At 67.2% G+C, this 18,614-nt stretch carries 20 protein-coding genes; 8 read left to right on the top strand and 12 right to left on the bottom strand.

What is annotated here, in order from left to right:
• Window positions 1-130 precede the first annotated feature (130 nt).
• The 5 genes from Q9K01_RS04215 to rpsU all read right to left on the bottom strand — a co-directional run bounded on the left by Q9K01_RS04215 (window position 131) and on the right by rpsU (window position 3,043).
• Window positions 131-274, bottom strand: coding sequence for a hypothetical protein (locus Q9K01_RS04215; RefSeq protein ID WP_305928940.1), 144 nt, complete (start codon window positions 272-274; stop codon window positions 131-133).
• Window positions 268-1,752 (bottom strand): Asp-tRNA(Asn)/Glu-tRNA(Gln) amidotransferase subunit GatA, encoded by a 1,485-nt coding sequence (gene gatA / locus Q9K01_RS04210; protein WP_305928939.1) that lies wholly within the window; start codon window positions 1,750-1,752, stop codon window positions 268-270. Before gatA ends, Q9K01_RS04215 begins: the two co-directional genes overlap by 7 nt.
• Before the next feature lies 1 nt (window position 1,753).
• Complete coding sequence (gene gatC / locus Q9K01_RS04205; protein ID WP_305928938.1) at window positions 1,754-2,056, bottom strand: Asp-tRNA(Asn)/Glu-tRNA(Gln) amidotransferase subunit GatC; 303 nt, start codon at window positions 2,054-2,056, stop codon at window positions 1,754-1,756.
• A 55-nt stretch (window positions 2,057-2,111) separates the two neighbouring features.
• A complete protein-coding gene (locus Q9K01_RS04200) occupies window positions 2,112-2,726 on the bottom strand; it encodes an FKBP-type peptidyl-prolyl cis-trans isomerase (RefSeq protein WP_305928937.1) in 615 nt (204 codons plus the stop codon).
• 116 nt (window positions 2,727-2,842) lie between these two features.
• Complete coding sequence (gene rpsU / locus Q9K01_RS04195) at window positions 2,843-3,043, bottom strand: 30S ribosomal protein S21 (protein ID WP_067611817.1); 201 nt, start codon at window positions 3,041-3,043, stop codon at window positions 2,843-2,845.
• A 251-nt stretch (window positions 3,044-3,294) separates the two neighbouring features.
• Between rpsU and crcB the strand changes: the two genes are divergently transcribed.
• From crcB to Q9K01_RS04165, 6 genes are read left to right on the top strand one after another with little or no spacing between them, the layout of a single operon-like run.
• Window positions 3,295-3,702 carry a fluoride efflux transporter CrcB gene (gene crcB / locus Q9K01_RS04190; RefSeq protein WP_305928936.1) on the top strand — a complete coding sequence of 136 codons (408 nt, stop codon included), beginning with the start codon at window positions 3,295-3,297 and terminating at the stop codon, window positions 3,700-3,702.
• Entirely contained in the window at window positions 3,699-4,943 is a 1,245-nt protein-coding gene (locus Q9K01_RS04185; protein ID WP_305928935.1) for an RluA family pseudouridine synthase, read from the top strand. The genes crcB and Q9K01_RS04185 overlap by 4 nt, the downstream gene beginning before the upstream one ends.
• Window positions 4,943-5,542, top strand: coding sequence for an FMN-binding negative transcriptional regulator (locus tag Q9K01_RS04180; protein ID WP_305928934.1), 600 nt, complete (start codon window positions 4,943-4,945; stop codon window positions 5,540-5,542). Before Q9K01_RS04185 ends, Q9K01_RS04180 begins: the two co-directional genes overlap by 1 nt.
• Window positions 5,539-6,207: an HAD-IA family hydrolase gene (locus Q9K01_RS04175; protein ID WP_305928933.1), complete on the top strand. Its 669-nt coding sequence runs from the start codon at window positions 5,539-5,541 to the stop codon at window positions 6,205-6,207. The genes Q9K01_RS04180 and Q9K01_RS04175 overlap by 4 nt, the downstream gene beginning before the upstream one ends.
• Window positions 6,200-6,508, top strand: a complete 309-nt coding sequence (locus Q9K01_RS04170; protein ID WP_305928932.1) for a hypothetical protein — start codon at window positions 6,200-6,202, stop codon at window positions 6,506-6,508. The genes Q9K01_RS04175 and Q9K01_RS04170 overlap by 8 nt, the downstream gene beginning before the upstream one ends.
• Window positions 6,505-7,209, top strand: coding sequence for an ATP12 family chaperone protein (locus tag Q9K01_RS04165; protein ID WP_305928931.1), 705 nt, complete (start codon window positions 6,505-6,507; stop codon window positions 7,207-7,209). The genes Q9K01_RS04170 and Q9K01_RS04165 overlap by 4 nt, the downstream gene beginning before the upstream one ends.
• A gap of 1 nt (window position 7,210) precedes the next feature.
• Here Q9K01_RS04165 and Q9K01_RS04160 read toward each other — a convergent pair whose 3' ends face one another.
• Genes Q9K01_RS04160 through Q9K01_RS04145 form a run of 4 tightly spaced genes read right to left on the bottom strand, consistent with a single transcriptional unit; the run spans window position 7,211 to window position 10,781 of the window.
• Entirely contained in the window at window positions 7,211-7,807 is a 597-nt protein-coding gene (locus Q9K01_RS04160) for an ABC-type transport auxiliary lipoprotein family protein (protein WP_305928930.1), read from the bottom strand.
• 8 nt (window positions 7,808-7,815) lie between these two features.
• The gene (locus Q9K01_RS04155) at window positions 7,816-8,763 is read right to left on the bottom strand and encodes an MlaD family protein (protein WP_305928929.1); all 948 of its coding nucleotides are present in this window, start codon (window positions 8,761-8,763) and stop codon (window positions 7,816-7,818) included.
• A gap of 9 nt (window positions 8,764-8,772) precedes the next feature.
• On the bottom strand, window positions 8,773-9,669 hold the full coding sequence (locus Q9K01_RS04150) for an ABC transporter ATP-binding protein (RefSeq protein ID WP_305928928.1): 897 nt from the start codon (window positions 9,667-9,669) through the stop codon (window positions 8,773-8,775).
• Window positions 9,669-10,781 (bottom strand): ABC transporter permease, encoded by a 1,113-nt coding sequence (locus Q9K01_RS04145; protein ID WP_305928927.1) that lies wholly within the window; start codon window positions 10,779-10,781, stop codon window positions 9,669-9,671. Before Q9K01_RS04145 ends, Q9K01_RS04150 begins: the two co-directional genes overlap by 1 nt.
• Before the next feature lie 98 nt (window positions 10,782-10,879).
• Here Q9K01_RS04145 and Q9K01_RS04140 point away from each other — a divergent pair, with 98 nt between their 5' ends.
• Window positions 10,880-13,762, top strand: a complete 2,883-nt coding sequence (locus Q9K01_RS04140; protein WP_305928926.1) for a valine--tRNA ligase — start codon at window positions 10,880-10,882, stop codon at window positions 13,760-13,762.
• A 223-nt stretch (window positions 13,763-13,985) separates the two neighbouring features.
• Window positions 13,986-14,732, top strand: a complete 747-nt coding sequence (locus Q9K01_RS04135; protein ID WP_305928925.1) for a 7-carboxy-7-deazaguanine synthase QueE — start codon at window positions 13,986-13,988, stop codon at window positions 14,730-14,732.
• An 8-nt stretch (window positions 14,733-14,740) separates the two neighbouring features.
• Here Q9K01_RS04135 and Q9K01_RS04130 read toward each other — a convergent pair whose 3' ends face one another.
• The 3 genes from Q9K01_RS04130 to Q9K01_RS04120 all read right to left on the bottom strand — a co-directional run bounded on the left by Q9K01_RS04130 (window position 14,741) and on the right by Q9K01_RS04120 (window position 18,613).
• Entirely contained in the window at window positions 14,741-16,345 is a 1,605-nt protein-coding gene (locus Q9K01_RS04130) for an ATP-binding protein (RefSeq protein WP_305929177.1), read from the bottom strand.
• A gap of 610 nt (window positions 16,346-16,955) precedes the next feature.
• Window positions 16,956-17,708 (bottom strand): TIGR02186 family protein, encoded by a 753-nt coding sequence (locus tag Q9K01_RS04125; RefSeq protein ID WP_422785285.1) that lies wholly within the window; start codon window positions 17,706-17,708, stop codon window positions 16,956-16,958.
• Window positions 17,705-18,613, bottom strand: a complete 909-nt coding sequence (locus tag Q9K01_RS04120) for a sulfite exporter TauE/SafE family protein (protein WP_305928924.1) — start codon at window positions 18,611-18,613, stop codon at window positions 17,705-17,707. The genes Q9K01_RS04125 and Q9K01_RS04120 overlap by 4 nt, the downstream gene beginning before the upstream one ends.
• Window position 18,614: the final 1 nt, after the last annotated feature.

Raw genomic sequence — 18,614 nt, 5'->3', positions numbered from 1 at the left:
CGCTGGGATGACGTTCTGGGCCGAATATTCTCAGCGATGCTATGGCACCAAGCACAAGAATACCGGCCGGTGCGCCACTCACCACCGCTTCTCCGGCTTGGCTGAAAAGCCGCTGCGCTGGATGCGGTAGTTACTCATCTTCGATTACCTTGCCATCCGCGTCGAAGCGCGCTTCGCCCGTCTTGCCGCGGCTCGCGACCCATACCGGGACGACGAACATCGTGATCGCCACCGCGATCGAGGCGATCCATTCGACGGGACCGAAACTCAGCACCACCACTTCTCCGGCTGCGCGGTGAAGCCCGCGCGCTGCTCGATCGCCAGCCCGGCATTGAGCACGCCCTGCTCGTCGAAGGGCCTGCCGACCAGCTGCAGACCGAGCGGCAGGCCGTCGGCGTTCAGCACCGCGGGCACGCTCATCGCGGGCAGGCCAGCGAGGCTGGCGGGGACCGCGAAGACGTCGTTGAGATACATCGCCAGCGGATCGTCGCTCTTGTCGCCCAGCGGGAAGCTGGCGGTGGGCGTGGTCGGCGCGAGGATCAGGTCGCATTGCGCGAAAGCCTGCTCGAAATCGCGCGCCACCAGCGTCCGGACCTTCTGCGCCTGCGTGTAATAGGCGTCGTAGAAGCCCGCGCTGAGCACATAGGTGCCGATCAGAATGCGGCGTTTGACCTCGTCGCCGAAGCCCGCCTCGCGGGTCTCGGCATACATGTCCTGCAGCCCCGCGCCCTCGGGCAGATCGCGCAGACCGTAGCGCACGCCGTCGTAGCGCGCGAGGTTGGACGATGCCTCGGCGGGGGCGATGATGTAATAGGCCGGCAGCGCGTATTTGGTGTGCGGCAGCGAGATGTCGACGATCTTCGCGCCCGCATCGCGCAGCCATTGCTTGCCGCGCTCCCAGCTCTCGAGGATCGCCGCATCGGTGCCCTCCATCCGGTATTCGCGCGGAATGCCCACGGTCTTGCCGGTGAGATCCGCATCGAGCCCGGCGGCCCAGTCGGGCACGTCCAGCTTGAGGCTGGTGGCGTCCTTGGGATCGAACCCCGCCATCGCGCCGAGCATGATCGCGCAATCCTCGACCGAGCGCGCCATCGGTCCGGCCTGGTCGAGGCTGCTGGCGAAGGCGACCACGCCCCAGCGCGAGCAGCGGCCGTAGGTCGGCTTGATCCCGCAGATGCCGGTGAAGGCGGAGGGCTGGCGGATCGAGCCGCCGGTGTCGGTCCCGGTAGCGGCGGGCGCGATCCGCGCCGCCACCGCCGAGGACGAACCGCCCGAGGAACCGCCCGGGCTCATCGCCGCATTGGTGCCTTCGCGCCGCCAGGGCGAGGCAACATTGCCGAAATGGCTGGTTTCGTTGGACGAACCCATCGCGAACTGGTCGAGGTTGAGCTTGCCCAGCATCCCTGCGCCCGCGTCCCACAGCTTCTGGCTGACGGTGCTTTCGTAGCGCGGCACGAAGCCTTCGAGGATGTGGCTGGCGGCGGTGGTCTGCACCCCGTGCGTGCAGAACAGATCCTTCATCCCGATCGGCACGCCGGCCATCGGCCCGAGCGGCTTGCCCGCCGCGCGGTCGGCATCGACCTTGTCTGCCGCTGCCAGCGCGTGATCGGGCGTGGTGACGATGAAGGCGTTGAGTTCGGCGGCATCCGCGACCGCGGCGTTGAACGCCTCCGCCGCTTCGCGCGCGGTAAAATCGCCCGCCGCCACGCCATCGCGCAAGGGCTTTACGCCGAGCTGGGTCAGGTCGGTCATATTATTCGATCACCTTGGGAACGCCGAAAAAGCCGTGTTCGGCAGCGGGCGCGTTGGCGAGGATATCGTCGCGCCGCCCGCCGCCGGTCAGCGGATCGGCATCGACCACATCGTCGCGCAGCCGCAGGCTGTTGGGGATGACCGCGGTCATCGGTTCGACGCCGGACACATCGACCTCGCCCAGCTGTTCGACCCAGTCGAGGATCTGGTTGAGCTCGGGCGCCATCCGGGTGAGTTCGTCGTCGCTCATGCGGATGCGCGCGAGCGAGGCGATCTTGGCGACGGTTTGTTTATCGACGGACATGGGGAGGCGCGTTAGCCCCGCGCGCGCGCCGCTTCAAGCGGCGATCGCCCGCGTTCTACTGGATCGGTGCGGGCGGCGGAACCATGCCGCCCTCGACTTCCGGCTGAGCTTCGGGAGCGCCCATCATGCCATCAGGCCCGCCCATCTGCAGCGCCTGCTGCAGCGCGGCCAGCCGGCGCTCGAAATCCTCCATGCTCATGAAATCCACCAGTTCGACCTGAAAGGTCAAATCCTCGTTCGGCGGAATCACCACATTGCCCTGCGGATCGGTCCGGCCTTCGACGCCATAGGCGTACCGCGCGGGAATGGTGATGCGATAGGTGCCGCCCTTCTGCATCTGCAGCGCGCCTTCGGCAAAGCCGGGGACCATGCGGTCGAGCGGCAGCGGATTGCCTTCGGGGAAGATGCCTTCGACGGGCAGCGGAATGTCCTGCGACTGGTCGAACACCGTCCCGTCTTCCAGCGTGCCGGTATAGCGCACGAACACCACGTCGGTAGCCGCCGGCACCGGGCCGCTGCCCTCGCTCAGCGTGTCCACCTCGACCCCCTCGGGCAGAGCGATCAGCGCCAGCACCAGGGCCAGCAGCACCGCCGCGGCGATGCCGATCCACAGCTTGGTCAGCGACCCCTTGGCGATCGGCTGGAGCGGTACGCGGGTGACTTCGGTCATGGTGATTCCTGGAAAAAAGCGCCCGCAAAAGCGAAAGGGCGCGGAGATCGGTCCGCGCCCTCATGGCTTAGCTTGGCAAATGCTTCAAGTCCGGCGCTTGGAGGGCCGGATCATTGTCAGCCGTCGCGTTCCATCCGCTTGCGATCCATCTTGCGCGCGCGGCGCACGGCGGCGGCCTTTTCGCGGGCACGCTTCTCGCTGGGCTTCTCGTAGTGGCGGCGCAGCTTCATTTCGCGATAGACGCCTTCGCGCTGCAGCTTCTTCTTGAGCGCGCGCAAAGCTTGATCGACATTGTTATCGCGAACCATGATCTGCATAAATTCAAACACCTTGCTGAGCGGGACAGAGCCCGCCGCGGCGGGGGTGCCTCCTGAAAAATCGGGCCGGAAAGACTGTCTCGAGGACCGTCTCGTCGAATCAACGACGACCGCGCCGAATCCGTTCCGGACCGGCTCGAACGGCCGCCACATAGCGCCGAGCCAGCCCGATTGCAAGCATCCCCGCACGAGGCCGATACATCGGCTGCTGCGCCTTTTCACTTGCCCTACGCGCGGCTAAGGCAGCCACCATGTCCTCCCTCTCTCCCTTCGCCGCCACCGTCAACGTGGCGATCGGTGGCGCCTTCGGTGCCGCGCTGCGCTATCAGACCGGGCGCGCGATGACCGGCTGGCTCGGCGCGCCGGCGATGTCGGTGTTCCCCTGGGCCACGCTGGCGGTGAACGCGCTGGGCAGCCTCTTGATCGGGTTGCTGTTCGGCTGGCTGGCGCGCGCGGGGCAAGGCGGCGACCAGCTGCGGCTGCTGCTCGGCGTCGGTCTGCTCGGCGGGTTCACCACTTTCAGCGCCTTCAGCCTCGAACTGGTGGTGCTGGTCGAACGCGGCCAGTTCACCATCGCCGCGCTCTACGCCTTCCTCTCGATCGCGCTGGGGGTCACCGGTCTGTTCTTCGGCCTGACGCTGACGAGGCTGCTGGGATGAGCGCCCCCGATGCCCCCCAGGATGACGCCCCTCAGCTCGAGGTTCGCCAGTTCACCGTCGGCCGCGACGACGACGGCATCCGCCTCGATCGCTGGTTCAAGCGCCACCTGCCGCAGATCGGCTTCGGCACGGTCAGCCGCTGGGCGCGCACCGGGCAGATCCGCGTCGACGGCAAGCGCGCCAAGCCCGACGACCGGCTCGCGACCGGGCAGCAATTGCGCGTCCCGCCCGGCGGCGAGAGCGACACCCGCAAGCCGCGCGAACAACGCGAGCTGAGCGCCGAGGATCGCGAGCAGGCGGAGGCGATGGTCATACTCGAGAACGAGGCTGCGATCGTGCTCAACAAGCCGCCCGGCCTCGCCACGCAAGGGGGGACCAAGACCACCCGCCATGTCGACGGGCTGCTCGATGCCTTCGTCCAAGGCGACGACCCGCGCCCGCGGCTGGTCCACCGGCTCGACAAGGACACCAGCGGCGTGCTGCTGATCGCGCGCACCCCGGGCAGCGCGGCGCATTTCTCGCGCCGTTTCTCCGGGCGCAGCGCGCGAAAAGTCTATTGGGCGCTGGTGGTCGGCGTCCCCGACGTCCGCGAAGGCACGATCGAGGCACCGCTGGCCAAGCAGCCGGGTACCGGCGGCGAAAAGATGCATGTCGACGAGGAAAACGGGCAGATCGCCAAAACCCGCTACCGCGTGGTCGAGACCGCCGGGCGCAAGGCCTCCTGGCTCGAACTCGAACCGCTGACCGGGCGCACCCACCAGCTGCGCGTCCACTGCGCGGCGATGGGCAATCCGATCGTCGGCGACGGCAAATATGGCGGGCAGGACGCCTTCCTCACCGGCAGCATCAGCCGCAAGATGCATCTCCACGCCCGGCGGCTGGTGATCGGCTCGCCCGGCGGCGGCAAGATCGACGCGGTGGCCGAGCTGCCCGAGCATTTCGCTGCCACGATGGAGCAGATGGGTTTCGATCTCACGCTCAGCGACGCCGAGCCGTTGCGCGACGAACCACCGCCCAAATCGCGCGAGGAAAAGAAGCAGGCCGCGCGCCAGCACGCCAAGTCGATCCGCAAGGACCGCCGCGGCGAACGGCGCGGTCGCCGCGATGCCTCCGATGCCAAGGGCCCGACGAGCAAGGGTTCGGCAAGCAAGGGGCCGGCGAAGGGCCCCGCCAAGGGCTCCTCTAAGGGTGCTGGGAAAGGCCCGGGCAAGGCGCGGAGCAAGCCGAAGGGCCGGCACTGATGCACCCCAACCCGCAGTTCCGTTGCGAGGACCGCCAGCTGCTCGAGACGCTGATCGAGCAGATCGGCTTCGGCATGGTCTTCCTGACCACGCCCGACGGACCGCGCGTGGCGCATACCCCGCTGCTGTCGACGGGCACGGGCCAGGTGCGGTTCCACCTGGCGCGCGGCAATGCGCTGACCGGACACCTCGAGGGAGCGACCGCGCTCGTCACGGTCAACGGGCCGGATGCCTATGTCTCGCCGCGCTGGTACGACAACCGCGATACGGTGCCGACCTGGGACTACGTCGCGATCGAGATGGAAGGGCGTGTCCGCCGCCTGACGGACGAGGAGCTGGAGGAATTCCTCCACGCCGCCATCGCCCGGCACGAGGCACGGATCGAAGGCGCTCAGTGGCAGGCTGGCGAATCGAGCGAGGCGACCTGGAGCAAGCTGTTCGGTGCGATCGTCGGCTTCGAGCTGGATGTGCAGAAGTGGCGCCCCACCCTCAAGCTCTCGCAGAAGAAGAGCGTGGCCGAACGCGCCCGAATCGCCGAGGGCCACACCGCAGCCGGAAGGCCCGCGATCGCCGCCCATATGCGGACCATCGGAGCATGAGCGTGCGGCTTGCGGTGTTCGATTGCGACGGGACGCTGGTCGATGGCCAGGCGTCGATCTGCGAAGCCATGGAATCGGCTTTCGCGGGGGCGGACCTGCCCTGCCCGCCGCGCGCGCAGGTGCGCCGGGTGGTCGGGCTGAGCCTGCCGCAGGCGCTGGTCCAGCTCGCGCCCCAGGCCAGCGAGAACCAGCGCGCGGCGATCGTCGACGGCTACAAACACGCCTTCTTCACCGCGCGCACCGAAGGGCGGCTGAGCGAGCCGCTGTTCGAGGGGATGCGCGAACTGCTCCATGGCTTGCACGAGGCGGGATGGCTACTCGGCGTCGCCACCGGCAAGAGCGATCGCGGGCTCACCGCCTGTCTCGCCGGACACGCAATTTCCGAGCTGTTCGTCACGCTCCAGACCGCCGACCGCCATCCGTCCAAGCCGCACCCCGCCATGCTCGAAGCCGCGCTGTCGGAAGCGGGCATAGCTCCGGGGTCGGCGGTGATGATCGGAGACACCAGCTTCGACATGGAGATGGCGCGCGCCGCCGGAGTACCCGCGCTCGGGGTGAGCTGGGGCTACCATGCGCCCGACGAACTGCTCGCCACCGGCGCGACCGATGTGGCGAACGACATGCCGGCGCTCGAGGCGCTGCTCGGCAAGATCGCGCATGGCTGAGCGCGATCCTGACCCCGGTTCAGGCGCCGGTTCGGGCGCCGGTTCAGGCCCCGGCTCGGGCCCCGACCCTGCAATGAAGCGCTACATGGCGCTCCAGCTCGTACGGCTGGGCTGCATCTTCCTCGTGATGCTCGGCCTGCTGATCCAGGAAGGTCGGATCGAAGGCTCCGCGCTGCTGGGGATCATCCTGCTGGTCGGCGGGGCGCTGGGGTTCTTCTTCCTGCCGCACACCTTGGCGAAGCGCTGGAAAAGTCTCGACGTCAGCAAGGACGAGGACCGGGAAGAGAGCCGCGACGAATGAAGCGGTTCTATTCCGAAGTTGCCATTGCCGAGGAGCCCGACGGCTGGACCGTCAGGCTCGATGGCCGTGCGATCAGGACGCAGGGCGGGCAGCCGCAGCGGGTGCCGAACTCCGCGCTCGCGGAATTGCTGGCCGCCGAATGGCGCGATCAGGGCGCGACGCTCGACCCCAGACGCTTCGTCCATCGCGATCTGGCGGATTATGCGATCGACGTGATCGCGCCCGACCCGGAGCCCGTGCGCGAGGGTCTGCTCGCCTATATCGAAACCGATACATTGTGTTACCGCGCCGATCCCGACGAGCATTTCTGGCGCCGCCAGCAGCAGATGTGGGAACCGCTGGTCGCCGATTTCGAAGCGCGCGAACAGGTGGTGCTCGAGCGGGTCAGCGGCGTGATGCACCGCCCGCAGCGGCCCGCGACACTGGCGACGCTGCGAGCCCGGCTGGGCGGATTGGGCCCCTTCGAACTGGCTGCGCTCAAGACGCTCACCTCGCTCGCCGCCTCGCTATGCGTTGGGCTTTCGGTGCTCCGGCAGGATGCCGATGCGCAGGCGCTGTGGAGTGCCGCCAACCTCGAAGAGGACTGGCAGGCCGAGCATTGGGGCATCGACGAGGAAGCGCAGGCGGCGCGCGATCTGCGCACCGGGCAATTCTTCGCGGCGCTGGATTTCGCCCGCGCCGCTACCGCCGACCGGCGCTAGCTCAGCCGATCCACTCGGCGACCTGCAGGGCGAGATCGTTGGCTGCCTGATTGAGCGCCGCGCCCACCGGGGCGGCCTCCGCGGGGACGCCGGGCACCACCGCCTGGAACCGCCGCGTCGTCACCGCAGTGCCCTCGCCCTTGCGGACCGCGTCGAAGGTCGCCACCACCGAGCCGGTCGCCGCATCATAGCCGAATTCGCGCAGCACGCCGGTGATCCGCGTATCCGCGAGCACGCCGGGATCGTCGCCATCGATCACCACGCGCCCGCTGCGCGTACGGATCGTCTCGGCCAGCAGGCGGCGGAACAGCCGCGCGGGCCGCTCCACCCAGACCGCTTCCTTGAGATAGGCGATCTCGCTGTCGGTGACCTGCACCGGCACGCGGTTGACGTCGAGCCGCGCGGGCGCCTCGAATTCGGTCAGCACGAGCGCCGTCTCGGCATTGCCGCTCGCACCCACGCCCGCGGGGGCCACGGCGTTCGAGGTCAGCGTCAGCAGGCTGGGCGGCGCATCGGGACCGAAGCTGACGCAGCCCGCCAGCGCGAGCGCCGGTGCGAGGCAGGCGAGGATTCTGGCGCGGTTGGGTATACGGGTCATGCTGTGTCTCATGGTTCGTAATCGGGCAGGGGCGGCCCGCCCACCAGGGCGCCGGCGCCCTCATCCTGGATCGTCTCGGTGATATCGCGCAGCGACTGGCTGGTGGCGCGCAGATCGCGCAGCGTCGCTTCGGCGGCGGGCAGCGTGCTTTCGGTGAGCTGGCGGGTGACCGGGCGCGCCTGCTCGAGCGTCTGTTCGAGCGCGGCGGCCGCGCCGCTCGCGGAACGCAGCGTCTCGCGCAATTCCTGCGAGATCGCCTGGCCTTCCTGGTTGATCAGGCGATCGGTGGTGGCGGTGACCTTCTCGAACTGGTCGAGCGCCTCGGAGGATTCGCGCAAGGTCACCTGCAGCTCGAGCATGGTGCGTTCGATCTGCGGGGTCGCCTGAGCGAGATCGGCGGTCATCTGGTTGGTGTTGGCGAGAATGCCCGCCAGTTCGCCCTGGTTCTCGTCCGAGAGCAGCGAGGTCAGCCGCTCGGTCAGCGTCGCCAGCCGTTCGAGCAGCAGCGGCGCATTGGCGAGGATCTCGCCGAACCCGCCCGCCTTGGGCGGGATCACGGGCACGCCTTCGACGCAGGCGGTCGTTTCGCAGGTGATCGGCGGCTGGCCGCTGCGCGCGCCATCGAGCATGATCGTCGAGACCCCGGTGAAGCTGGACTGGATCGTCGCGGTGGTCCCCACCAGGATCGGAACCTCTTCCTTCACCTTGATCCGGACGCGGACGAATTCGGGATCCTTCTCCCACAGCGCGATCTGGCTGACCTGCCCGACGGGCACCCCGGCGAAGGAGACCTGCGAGCCGGTGGCGAGGCCCGCGACCGAGGTCTTGAAGAAGATGTCGTATTCGTCCTGATCGCCCTGGCCGAGCCGCGCAATCCACACGATCGCCAGCGCCAGCGCGGCGAGCAGCAGCAGCGTAACCGCCCCCACCCAGACATGATTGGCCCGCGTTTCCATTGGTTTGACCTATGCCTTCCTATCCGGGGCGTTGTCCAACGCTTTGACGGCCTGCGCGGCGATGGGCATATCCATATGCTTGCGCAATTCCTCCAGCGCCTGCGCACTGAGCGCCGCCCGCCCGCGCGGACCGTTGAAATATTCCTGAATCCATTCGTGATCGAGCGCCATCAAATTGGGCACCGTATCCACCGCGATCACCCGCTTGTCGGCCAGCACCGCCACCCGGTCGCAGATCGCGTGGAGCGTGTCGAGATCGTGGGTGATCAGGAATACGGTCAGCCCCAGCGTCTCCTTGAGTTCCAGCGTCAGCCGGTCGAAGGCGGCGGCGCCGATCGGGTCGAGCCCGGCGGTCGGCTCGTCGAGGAACAACAGCTCGGGATCGAGCGCCAGCGCCCGCGCGAGGCCCGCGCGCTTGCGCATCCCCCCCGACAGTTCGGAGGGAAACTGGTTGACCGCTTCCTCGGGCAGACCCGAGAGCAGCACCTTGTACCGGGCGATCTGCTTGCGCAATTTGTCCGAAATCTCGGGGTAGAACTGCTTGAGCGGCACCTCGACATTCTCGCCCACCGTCAGAGTCGAGAACAGCGCCCCGCCCTGGAACAGGACACCCCAGCGGTCGCGGACCCCCAGGACCTCGTCGGGTGCGGCATCGGTCAGCGAGCGGCCGAAGACCTCGACCTCGCCGTCGCTCGGAGGCTGCAGCCCTATGATCGAGCGCATCAGCACCGATTTTCCCGACCCCGATCCCCCGACCACGCCGAGGATCTCGCCGCGCCGGACTTCGAGGTCGAGATTCTCGTGGACGACATGATCGCCGAAGCGGTTGACCAGCCCCTTGACCACCACGGGATGTTCGCCGCGATAGCGTTCGTGGCGCCCGAGCCGGTTGCCGCCCTCCTCCATCAGCCCCATCCCAGCTTGGTGAAGAACACCGCGAAGAAGGCGTCGAGCACGATCACCGCGAAGATCGCCGAGACCACCGCGAGCGTGGTGCGCAGGCCCACCTGCTCGGAATCGCCCTTGACCTGCATGCCGTGATAGCACCCCGCCAGCCCGACGATCAGCCCGAACACCGGTGCCTTGATCAGCCCGACCCACAGATCGTAGATCGGGACCACATCCTGGATCCGCTCGAGGAAGTTGAAGAAGGGGATGCCGAGCGCGAAATTGGAGATCGTCGCCCCGCCCACGATCGCCATGACAGAGGCGTAGAAACCCAGCAGCGGCATCATCAGAATCGCCGCAAGAATGCGCGGGATCACCAGCGCCTCCATCGGCGAGATCCCGATGGTGCGCATGGCATCGACTTCCTCGGTCAGCCGCATGGTGCCGATCTGCGCGGCGAAGGCCGAGCCCGATCGCCCCGCGACCATGATCGCGGTCATCAGCACGCCCAGTTCGCGTAAGGTGATCCGCCCGACCAGATTGACCGTCAGCGTCTCGGCCCCGAATTGCGACAGCTGCACCGCGCCCTGCTGCGCGATCACGATGCCGATCAGGAAGCTCATCAGCCCGACGATGGGCAGCGCGGCGACGCCGACCAGTTCCATCTGCCGCACCAGCGCCTTGCCGCGGAAATGCGAGGGATGGCGGATCAGCGTGCCCGCGGCGGAAAGGATCGCCCCGAGAAAGCCGACCACGCCGTAGATCCCGGCGCGCGCGCCATAGACCTTGGCTCCGGTGCCGGCGGCGATGCGGGTCCACACCACGTCGCGCGGGGGAGCGAGCGGCGCTCCCTCGCCCAGATCGCAGACCGCATCGATCAGCCTGGTGGCGCGCTCGCTGGCGCCGGTCACTTCGGCGTCAAGCCGTTCGGCGAGATCGCAGACGACCCAGGCGCCGACGGTGTCGATCTCGCTGACCTCGCTCAGATCGATCCGCGCCACCGGACCGCCGATGCGCCGCAATTCGGGCTCGATCGCGCCGATCGACGACACCAGCCACGGCCCGGACAGCGCCAGCGTGCCGGGTCCTTCTCCTTCGTCGGGGATCGTGAATCCGGCTTCGCTGTCCATCGGCAGGCCATATGCGGGTAAATCGTCCGGGCGACAAGGCGCACTCTGCGCGCGAGCAATTGTTGCACCGCCGCAGACCCGCTGGCAAAGGCCGGACCATGAGCACCGATCTGCCGACCACATTCGATCCCGCCGATATCGAGGCGCGCTGGTATTCCCACTGGGAGGAGAACGGCCTGTTCCGCCCGGATCGTCCGGAGGCGGAGCCCTACACCATCGTCAATCCGCCGCCCAACGTCACCGGCTCGCTGCATATCGGCCACGCGCTCGACAACACGCTGCAGGACATCATGATCCGCTACGAGCGGCTGCGCGGCAAGGATGCGCTGTGGGTGGTCGGCACCGATCACGCCGGGATCGCCACCCAGATGGTGGTCGAGCGCCGGCTCGAGGCCGCGCAGGATAAGCGCACCAATTATTCGCGCGAGGAATTCATCGCCAAGGTGTGGGAGTGGAAGGAAGAAAGCGGCGGCACCATCACCCGCCAGCTGCGCCGGCTGGGCTGCTCGATGGACTGGTCCAGAGAACAGTTCACGATGGACGAGCATTTCTCGAAAGCCGTGCTCAAGACTTTCGTGGATCTGCACCGCGACGGGCTGATCTATCGCGACAAGCGGCTGGTGAACTGGGACCCCAAGCTCAAGACCGCGATCTCCGATCTCGAGGTCGAGACGCAGGATGTGAAGGGCCAGTTCTGGCACTTCCGCTATCCGCTCGCCGACGGGGTCACGCTGGATAGCGGCGCGGACCATATCGTCGTCGCCACCACGAGGCCCGAGACCATGCTCGCCGATATGGCGGTGGCGGTGCATCCCAATGACGAGCGCTACGCCAGCGTGGTGGGCAGACATGTCGTCCTGCCGATCACCGGCCGCCGCGTTCCCATCGTCGCCGACGAACACGCCGACCCGGAACTGGGCAGCGGCGCGGTGAAGATCACGCCGGGTCACGATTTCAACGATTTCGAGGTCGGCAAGCGCGCCGGGATCGCAGCGGGCGACATGCTCAACATGCTCGATGCCGAGGCCGATGTCTGCCAGACCGCCGACGGGCTGGTGCCGGAGGAATTCCTCGGCCTGCACCGCTTCCGGCGCGACGGTGTCGATGGCGCGCGCGAGCGGGTGGTCGCGCGGATGAAAGCCGAAGGCTACCTCATTCCCCATATCGTCAAGACCAAGGATGGCGAGGAGCAGAGCCTCGATTCCGAACCGCGCACCATCGCCACTCCCTTCGGCGACCGCGGCGGCGTGGTGATCGAGCCCTGGCTGACCGACCAATGGTATGTCGACGCCGCCGAGCTCGCCAAGGCGCCGATCGCGGCGGTGAAGAGCGGCGAAGTCGAGATCGTCCCCAAAGGCTGGGAGAAGACCTTCTTCAACTGGATGGAGAACATCCAGCCGTGGTGCGTCAGCCGCCAGCTGTGGTGGGGACACCGGATTCCGGCGTGGTACGATGACAGCGGCAACGCCTACGTCGCCGAAACCGAAGAGGAAGCGCGCGAACAATTCCTCGCGCGTCATCCCGGACTTGATCCGGGATCTGCTGCGGGTGAAGAAACCAGCGGGACCCCGGATCAAGTCCGGGGCGACGCATTCGAACTGACCCGCGACGAGGATGTCCTCGACACCTGGTTCTCAAGCGCCCTGTGGCCCTTCGCGACGCTCGGCTGGCCCGAGCAAACCGATCTGGTCGAGAAGCACTACCCCAACGACCTGCTGATCTCGGGCTTCGACATCCTGTTCTTCTGGGATGCGCGGATGATGATGATGGGGCGCCATCTCACCGGTCAGAACCCCTGGCCGCGGCTCTATCTCCACGGGCTGGTGCGCGCCGCCGACGGGCAGAAGATGTCCAAATCCAAGGGCAATGTCGTCGATCCGCTGGGGCTGATCGAGCGCTATGGCGCGGATGCGCTGCGCTTCTTCATGGCGGCGATGGAGAGCCAGGGCCGCGACATCAAGATGGATGACAAGCGGGTCGAGGGCTACCGCAATTTCGCGACCAAGCTGTGGAACGCGACGCGCTTCTGCCAGGCCAACGGGATCGGCGCGAGCACGCAGATCGCCGCGCCGGAGGCCACGCTTGCGGTCAACAAATGGATCGTCGGCGAGGTGGTGGAGACCAAGGCCGCGCTCGACCGCGCGCTCGCCGAACTGCGCTTCGACGCGGCCGCCAACACGATCTACCACTTCGTCTGGGACCGGTTCTGCGACTGGTATCTGGAGCTGATCAAGCCCGTCCTTTCCCCCCTCCCGCCTGCGGGAGGGATCGGGGGTGGGCCCGATGGGGACGACCAGACCTCGCCCACCCCTGACCCCTCCCGCGAGCGGGAGGGAGACTTTGCTATCGAGACCAAGACCGTCGCCGGTTGGGCGCTCGACCAGATCCTCGTCATGCTCCACCCCTTCATGCCCTTCGTCACCGAGGAGCTGTGGAGCAAGCAGGGCGAGCGGCCCGAACACCCGCTGATCACCGCGCGCTGGCCCGAGCCCGAAGCCGAGATCGATGCCGAGGCGAAGGCCGAGATCGACTGGCTGATCGCGCTGACCGGCGCGGTGCGCGCGGCCAAGAACGAACTCGGCATCCCGCCGGGCGCCAAGCTGGCAGCCTATTGCCCCGCACCCGGCGCGCTGGCGAAGACGGTGGTCGAGGGCAATGCGGGCGCGATCGAGCGTCTCGCACGGCTGACCCCGATCCACTTCGCCGACGCGCCCGAGGGGCCGGCGATGCAGATCGCGGCGGGCGAGGACGCTTTCGTCATCCCGCTCGAAGGCGTGATCGACATCGCGGCGGAGCAGGCGCGGCTTGAAAAAGCGCTCGCCGCTTCGCGCAAGGAGGCCAAATCGCTCGAAGGCCGGCTGGGCAATGCCAGCTTCGTCGAACGCGCCAAGCCCGAGGCGGTCGAGAAGGCGCGCGCCGATCTGGCGCATCACAGCGCCGAGGTCGAGCGGCTGGAGGCGGCGCTGGCGCGGCTGGGATAATCGCTCCGCCCTCGCGGAGGATTTTCCTACAGCGGGCGTTTCTGCCATAGGATGGTGCGAGGCTGGTCGCCGGGCGGAGGTCCCGCCCGAAAAAACCCGCCAAGTGTCACCCTGGCGGGATAAACCCGTTCTGTAACAGTGGGTTAGTTCTAGAATCCGGGTGACACCGGTGTCACCCACTGTCACCCACCGTCACCCTCCGGGGACATTACTGGAAAGCCGTGTGAAACTGACGCTTGCGACCGACGACACCGGGGGGCCGGAGATTTTCTCCTCGGTGCAGGGCGAAGGTCCCTCCGCCGGGATGCCGGTCGCCTTCGTGCGCCTGTCGCGCTGCAATCTCGCCTGCGTCTGGTGCGACACCGCCTACACCTGGCACTTCACCGGCGCCGCCGAAAAGTTCGGGCGCCCGCACCGATCGGGCCGGACCTACGATCGCCGGGCCAACCAGCTGACGCTGCCCGTCGCCGAAGTGGCGCAGCGGATCGCGGAGCAGGGCCAGAAGCGGCTGGTGGTGACCGGCGGCGAACCGCTGCTGCAGGCCGCGGCGCTGGCCGAACTGCTCGAGCTGCTTCCCGACATCACGGTCGAGATCGAGACCAATGGCACCACCCGCGCGCCCCCGCGGCTCGATGTCCGGATCGATCAGTACAACGTCAGTCCCAAGCTGGCGCACAGCGGCAATCCGGCCGAGCTCGCGCTGCTCCCCGAGCGGCTCCACGCCTATGCCGGCGACCCGCGGGCCTGTTTCAAATTCGTGGTCGCGGCGCCCGAGGACGTCGCCGAGGCGGCGGCGCTGGTCCGCGCCCATGCGATCCCGCCCGCCCGCGTGTTCCTGATGCCCGAAGGCACCGACAGCGCCACGCTGCGGACTCGCGAGCGCTGGCTGGTGCCGTTATGCCTCGAGCACGGCTTCCGGATGAGCGACCGGCTGCATATCCACCTGTTCGGCGATACCCGGGGGACCTAGCGCCAAACTCAACCTTGCGAGCGCCAGCGCTGGACCACCCGCGCGACCGAATCTTCCTCGCCGCCGCTGCTGTTCCACAATTCGACGAAGCTGGGATCGTCCGAGGCGGGCCGCTTGCTTTCCTCGAGCGTGTCGAAACGCACCCGGATCGGGATCGCGACGCCCTCGCCGCAGATGATGCATTCGCGGTTGCGCAGCGCCGGGATCGCATCGAGAAACCCGCGCGCGCCCTCGGGCATCGCGGCCTTGACGAAAGCCTGGTCGCGGTCGTTGTTGAGCCGCATCGACAGGATCGTGCCGCATTGCGAGAGCACCCCCTCGGCAAGATCGGAGGGGCGCTGCGTGATCAGGCCCAGGCTGATGCCGTATTTGCGGCCCTCCTTGGCAATCCGGCTGAGCACGCGGCCCACGCTCGACCCGTCGGCGTTCTTCTCGTTAGGGACGTAGCGATGCGCTTCCTCGCAGACCAGCAGCACCGGGCGGGTCTTCTCCTCGCGGCCCCAGATCGCGAAATCGAACACCAGCCGGCTGAGCACCGCGACCACCGTGGCGGTGATGTCGGAGGGGACGCCCGAGACGTCGATGATCGAGATCGGCTTGCCGCCGCCGGGCATGCGAAAGATCTTGCAGATGAAATCCGCCATGGTGTCGGCCACCAGCATGCCGGAAAACATGAACTGGTAGCGCGGATCGGATTTCAGCTCGTCCAGCTTGTTCTTGATCCGCATATAGGGCGCGGAATTGGTCGCCTTGTCGAGCTTGCCCATCGCGTCCTGCAGCGCCATCGAAAGGTCCGACAGCAGATAGGGGATGGGCGAATCCACGGTGATTTTGCCCATCTGCTCGGCCAGCCTGCTCTTGCCGCGCGCCTGCAGCAGGCAGCGCGCGAGGATGTCGGCATCGACCTGCCGCTCGTTCCCGGCGCTGGTGAGCAGCACCTCGCAATGCTCCTCGAAATTCATCAGCCAATAGGGCATCTGCAGGTTCGAGACATCGAGGATCACCCCGGTGTTGCGGAACGCCGCCGCATACTCGCCATGCGGATCGATCATCACGATATGGCCTTCGGGCGCCGCTTCGCAGATGCGGTGGAGGATCAGCGCGGCGCTGGTCGATTTGCCGGTGCCGGTCGATCCCAGCAGCGCGAAATGCTTGCCCAGCATGGCGTCGATATAGAGCCCGGCGCGGATATCCTTGGTGGGATAGACCTTGCCGATCGTCACCGCGCTGCGTCCGTCGCTGGCATAGACCTGCCTGAGATCCTGGGTCGTGGCCGGATAGATCTTCGCCCCCGGCACCGGATAGCGGGTGACCCCGCGCTTGAAGCTGTGGAGCTTGCCGGTGAGCTTCTCCTCGGCGCCCTCGCCGAGGAAATCGATGTTCGCGACGACAGAGCCGACGACCTGCCGATCCTGCTTCTGGTTGCGGACGTTGGCCAGCAGCCAGCCGTCGCCGACGCGGATCTTGATCTGGCTCCCGACCTGCCCCGCCATCGCGATCGCCGGGTCTTCGTCCCGCATGCATTCGCCGAGACGGTGCAGATCGATCGCGATGCGCGATCCCGAACCCGCGATCTCGAGCACTTCGCCGATCGGGAGTACGGCATTGTCCACGGCCTCGCCGCCGCTACCGCTGTTGCTGCTGTTGCTGCTGTTGCTGCTGCTGCCGCCGCCACGGCGCTCAGCCTGGAGGGCATCCTGCTGCGCTGCGGACCGTGTCGCCGGGGGGGCGGGGCGCGGCTGAGGCCCCTCGCGATCCGCGGTGGTCTCGCTTCTGCGCTCGGATGCCGGGTGGACGGGTGCCCGACGCTGTTCGGGTTCAGGGAGGATCGCACGCTTCTGCGCGGCCGCCGGGGCCCGCGCGCTCGATTGGGCCAGCGCGCTCGACTGAGACGGTGCGGGGTGACGCAGCGCTGGCGGGCGCGACGAATCCTGCGGAGGCAAGGCGCGTTGCGGGGCCGGGGAACTGGCGGTTGCAGCAGTCCGCGCCTCGTGCACCGGGGCAGCCGCGCCGCCGCGCCGGATCCGGTCGCGCAGCGCGTTGCGCTGCGGCCACTCCGCCCCATCGTCTTCGGACGGGTCGGGAGGGCGGAAATTGTGATGAGACATATCGGTCATGAAGCTTCCGGTCGCGCGGCTGTTGTATAATTTGGCCTAAGCGCCGACGGTTAAAATGTCGTAACGACCGAGCTATGCGAGTGCGCGCAAGCTCCGGAAAATCCTGTCAGATCATCGCGTAGAAGCGGCTCGCGGCCCAGCCCATCCCGATCGAGAGCACCACCGCAGCGAAACCGTAGTAAAGGCCCCAATGATTGGCGGAATTCTCTATGAAGCGTTCGAACCCCACCTTTCGCACCGCGACCTCCGCCATCGCCGAAGCGATGACGCGGCCATCCGTCACGGCAAAGGTCTCGGCCGTGTAGATTCCGGTGCTGACATTCGAGGGCAGCGAGATCCGCGCCTGGTACAGCACGTCTTCGCGCAGTTCGACGCCGCCGACAATTTCCTGATAGAGGTTCTGCCGCGTCTTGAGATCGACCAGGCCCGCGGCAAAACGGGCCTGTTCCTCAGGATCGATGATTCCCGTGGGCGACAGCTGGATATATTCGGTACCGAATTCGTAGATCGCGGCGGTCTTCTGGTCGACGATCTCCTCGATCGGGCGCGAGGAAGCCACCGCGAAGAAGGAAGGGACCGAGCGGAAGTCCGTGCTCTCGGCATTGACCCAGACGCCTGCAAACCGCGCCTTCTCGCGCAGCCTGATCGGCTCGGGTGGACCCTTGAGCACGACGACGATGTCGTATTGTCCGCCGACCCCCCGTCCGGCCGGATCGATGATCGCGCCGAACAGCAGCAATTCGGTGCCGGTGAAGCCCTGCCGCACCTGCACCTCGTGCTGCGATACTTCGGGCACCAGGATGGGATCCCGCTGGCCCGAGAGCATGAGGGCGAACAGCAGGAGCAGCAGCACCCTCACAGCGGCGCGATCGTGTAGATTTCGTCGGGCCGGACGAACAGGCCGAAGAACATGCGCAAGGCGATCGCGAGAACGATCGAGGCGAGGATCAGGCGAAGGATTTCCGGCTTCACCTTGGCGGCGACCTGCGTACCCATCTGCGCGCCGGTGACCGATCCGATCAGCAGCAGTCCCACCAGCACGATATCGACCGCCCTCGTGGTGAGCGAATGCATCATGGTGGTGGCGATCGTGACGAACAGAATGTTGAACAGGCTGGTGCCGACCACGACATTCGCGCTCATCCCCAGGATATAGAGCATCGCGGGCACGAGAATGAAGCCGCCGCCCACCCCCATCAGCATGGTGAGGATGCCGACCAACACCCCCAGGATCAGCGGCGCCAGCGGGGATATATAAAGACCCGAGCGATAGAACCGCCAGCGCATCGGCAACGAGGTTACCAACGGATGGTGGCGGCGCCGTTTCGCGGCCGAAGCGGAGGATCTGCCGCGCAATGCCCGAACCGCTTCTCGCGCCATCATCGTTCCTATCGACCCGAGCAGGATCACGTAGAGCGCGCTGATCACGACGTCGATCTGGCCGATGGCCCGCAGGAAGCGGAACAGCAGCGAACCGATCACCGCTCCGACCATCCCGCCGGCGACCATCACGCCCCCCATACGGTAATCCACCCCGCTGCGCCTGGAATGCGCGAATACGCCGGAGACGCTGGCGCCGGTGACCTGGGTCGCGGCCGAGGCGGCGGCGACGGTCGGCGGGACGCCGTAGAAGATCAGCAAGGGCGTCGTCAGAAACCCACCGCCGACCCCGAACAGGCCGGAGAGCAGACCCGTCACGCCGCCGAGCGCAACGATCCAGAGCCCGTTCACGGACAGGTTCGCGATCGGCAGGTAGACGTCCATG

Source organism: Qipengyuania benthica, assembly GCF_030717865.1.
Classification (GTDB): Bacteria; Pseudomonadota; Alphaproteobacteria; order Sphingomonadales; family Sphingomonadaceae; genus Qipengyuania; species Qipengyuania benthica.
This window is presented reverse-complemented; position numbering and strand designations above follow the sequence as displayed.

Excerpts from the sequence above, each read along its gene's own strand:
- gatA (WP_305928939.1), bottom strand. The coding sequence starts at position 1,752 with ATGACCGACCTGACCCAGCTCGGCGTAAAGCCCTTGCGCGATGGCGTG.
- gatC (WP_305928938.1), bottom strand. The coding sequence starts at position 2,056 with ATGTCCGTCGATAAACAAACCGTCGCCAAGATCGCCTCGCTCGCGCGC.
- Q9K01_RS04200 (WP_305928937.1), bottom strand. The coding sequence starts at position 2,726 with ATGACCGAAGTCACCCGCGTACCGCTCCAGCCGATCGCCAAGGGGTCG.
- rpsU (WP_067611817.1), bottom strand. The coding sequence starts at position 3,043 with ATGCAGATCATGGTTCGCGATAACAATGTCGATCAAGCTTTGCGCGCG.
- crcB (WP_305928936.1), top strand. The coding sequence starts at position 3,295 with ATGTCCTCCCTCTCTCCCTTCGCCGCCACCGTCAACGTGGCGATCGGT.
- Q9K01_RS04185 (WP_305928935.1), top strand. The coding sequence starts at position 3,699 with ATGAGCGCCCCCGATGCCCCCCAGGATGACGCCCCTCAGCTCGAGGTT.
- Q9K01_RS04180 (WP_305928934.1), top strand. The coding sequence starts at position 4,943 with ATGCACCCCAACCCGCAGTTCCGTTGCGAGGACCGCCAGCTGCTCGAG.
- Q9K01_RS04175 (WP_305928933.1), top strand. The coding sequence starts at position 5,539 with ATGAGCGTGCGGCTTGCGGTGTTCGATTGCGACGGGACGCTGGTCGAT.
- Q9K01_RS04170 (WP_305928932.1), top strand. The coding sequence starts at position 6,200 with ATGGCTGAGCGCGATCCTGACCCCGGTTCAGGCGCCGGTTCGGGCGCC.
- Q9K01_RS04165 (WP_305928931.1), top strand. The coding sequence starts at position 6,505 with ATGAAGCGGTTCTATTCCGAAGTTGCCATTGCCGAGGAGCCCGACGGC.
- Q9K01_RS04160 (WP_305928930.1), bottom strand. The coding sequence starts at position 7,807 with ATGACCCGTATACCCAACCGCGCCAGAATCCTCGCCTGCCTCGCACCG.
- Q9K01_RS04155 (WP_305928929.1), bottom strand. The coding sequence starts at position 8,763 with ATGGAAACGCGGGCCAATCATGTCTGGGTGGGGGCGGTTACGCTGCTG.
- Q9K01_RS04150 (WP_305928928.1), bottom strand. The coding sequence starts at position 9,669 with ATGGAGGAGGGCGGCAACCGGCTCGGGCGCCACGAACGCTATCGCGGC.
- Q9K01_RS04145 (WP_305928927.1), bottom strand. The coding sequence starts at position 10,781 with ATGGACAGCGAAGCCGGATTCACGATCCCCGACGAAGGAGAAGGACCC.
- Q9K01_RS04140 (WP_305928926.1), top strand. The coding sequence starts at position 10,880 with ATGAGCACCGATCTGCCGACCACATTCGATCCCGCCGATATCGAGGCG.
- Q9K01_RS04120 (WP_305928924.1), bottom strand. The coding sequence starts at position 18,613 with ATGGACGTCTACCTGCCGATCGCGAACCTGTCCGTGAACGGGCTCTGG.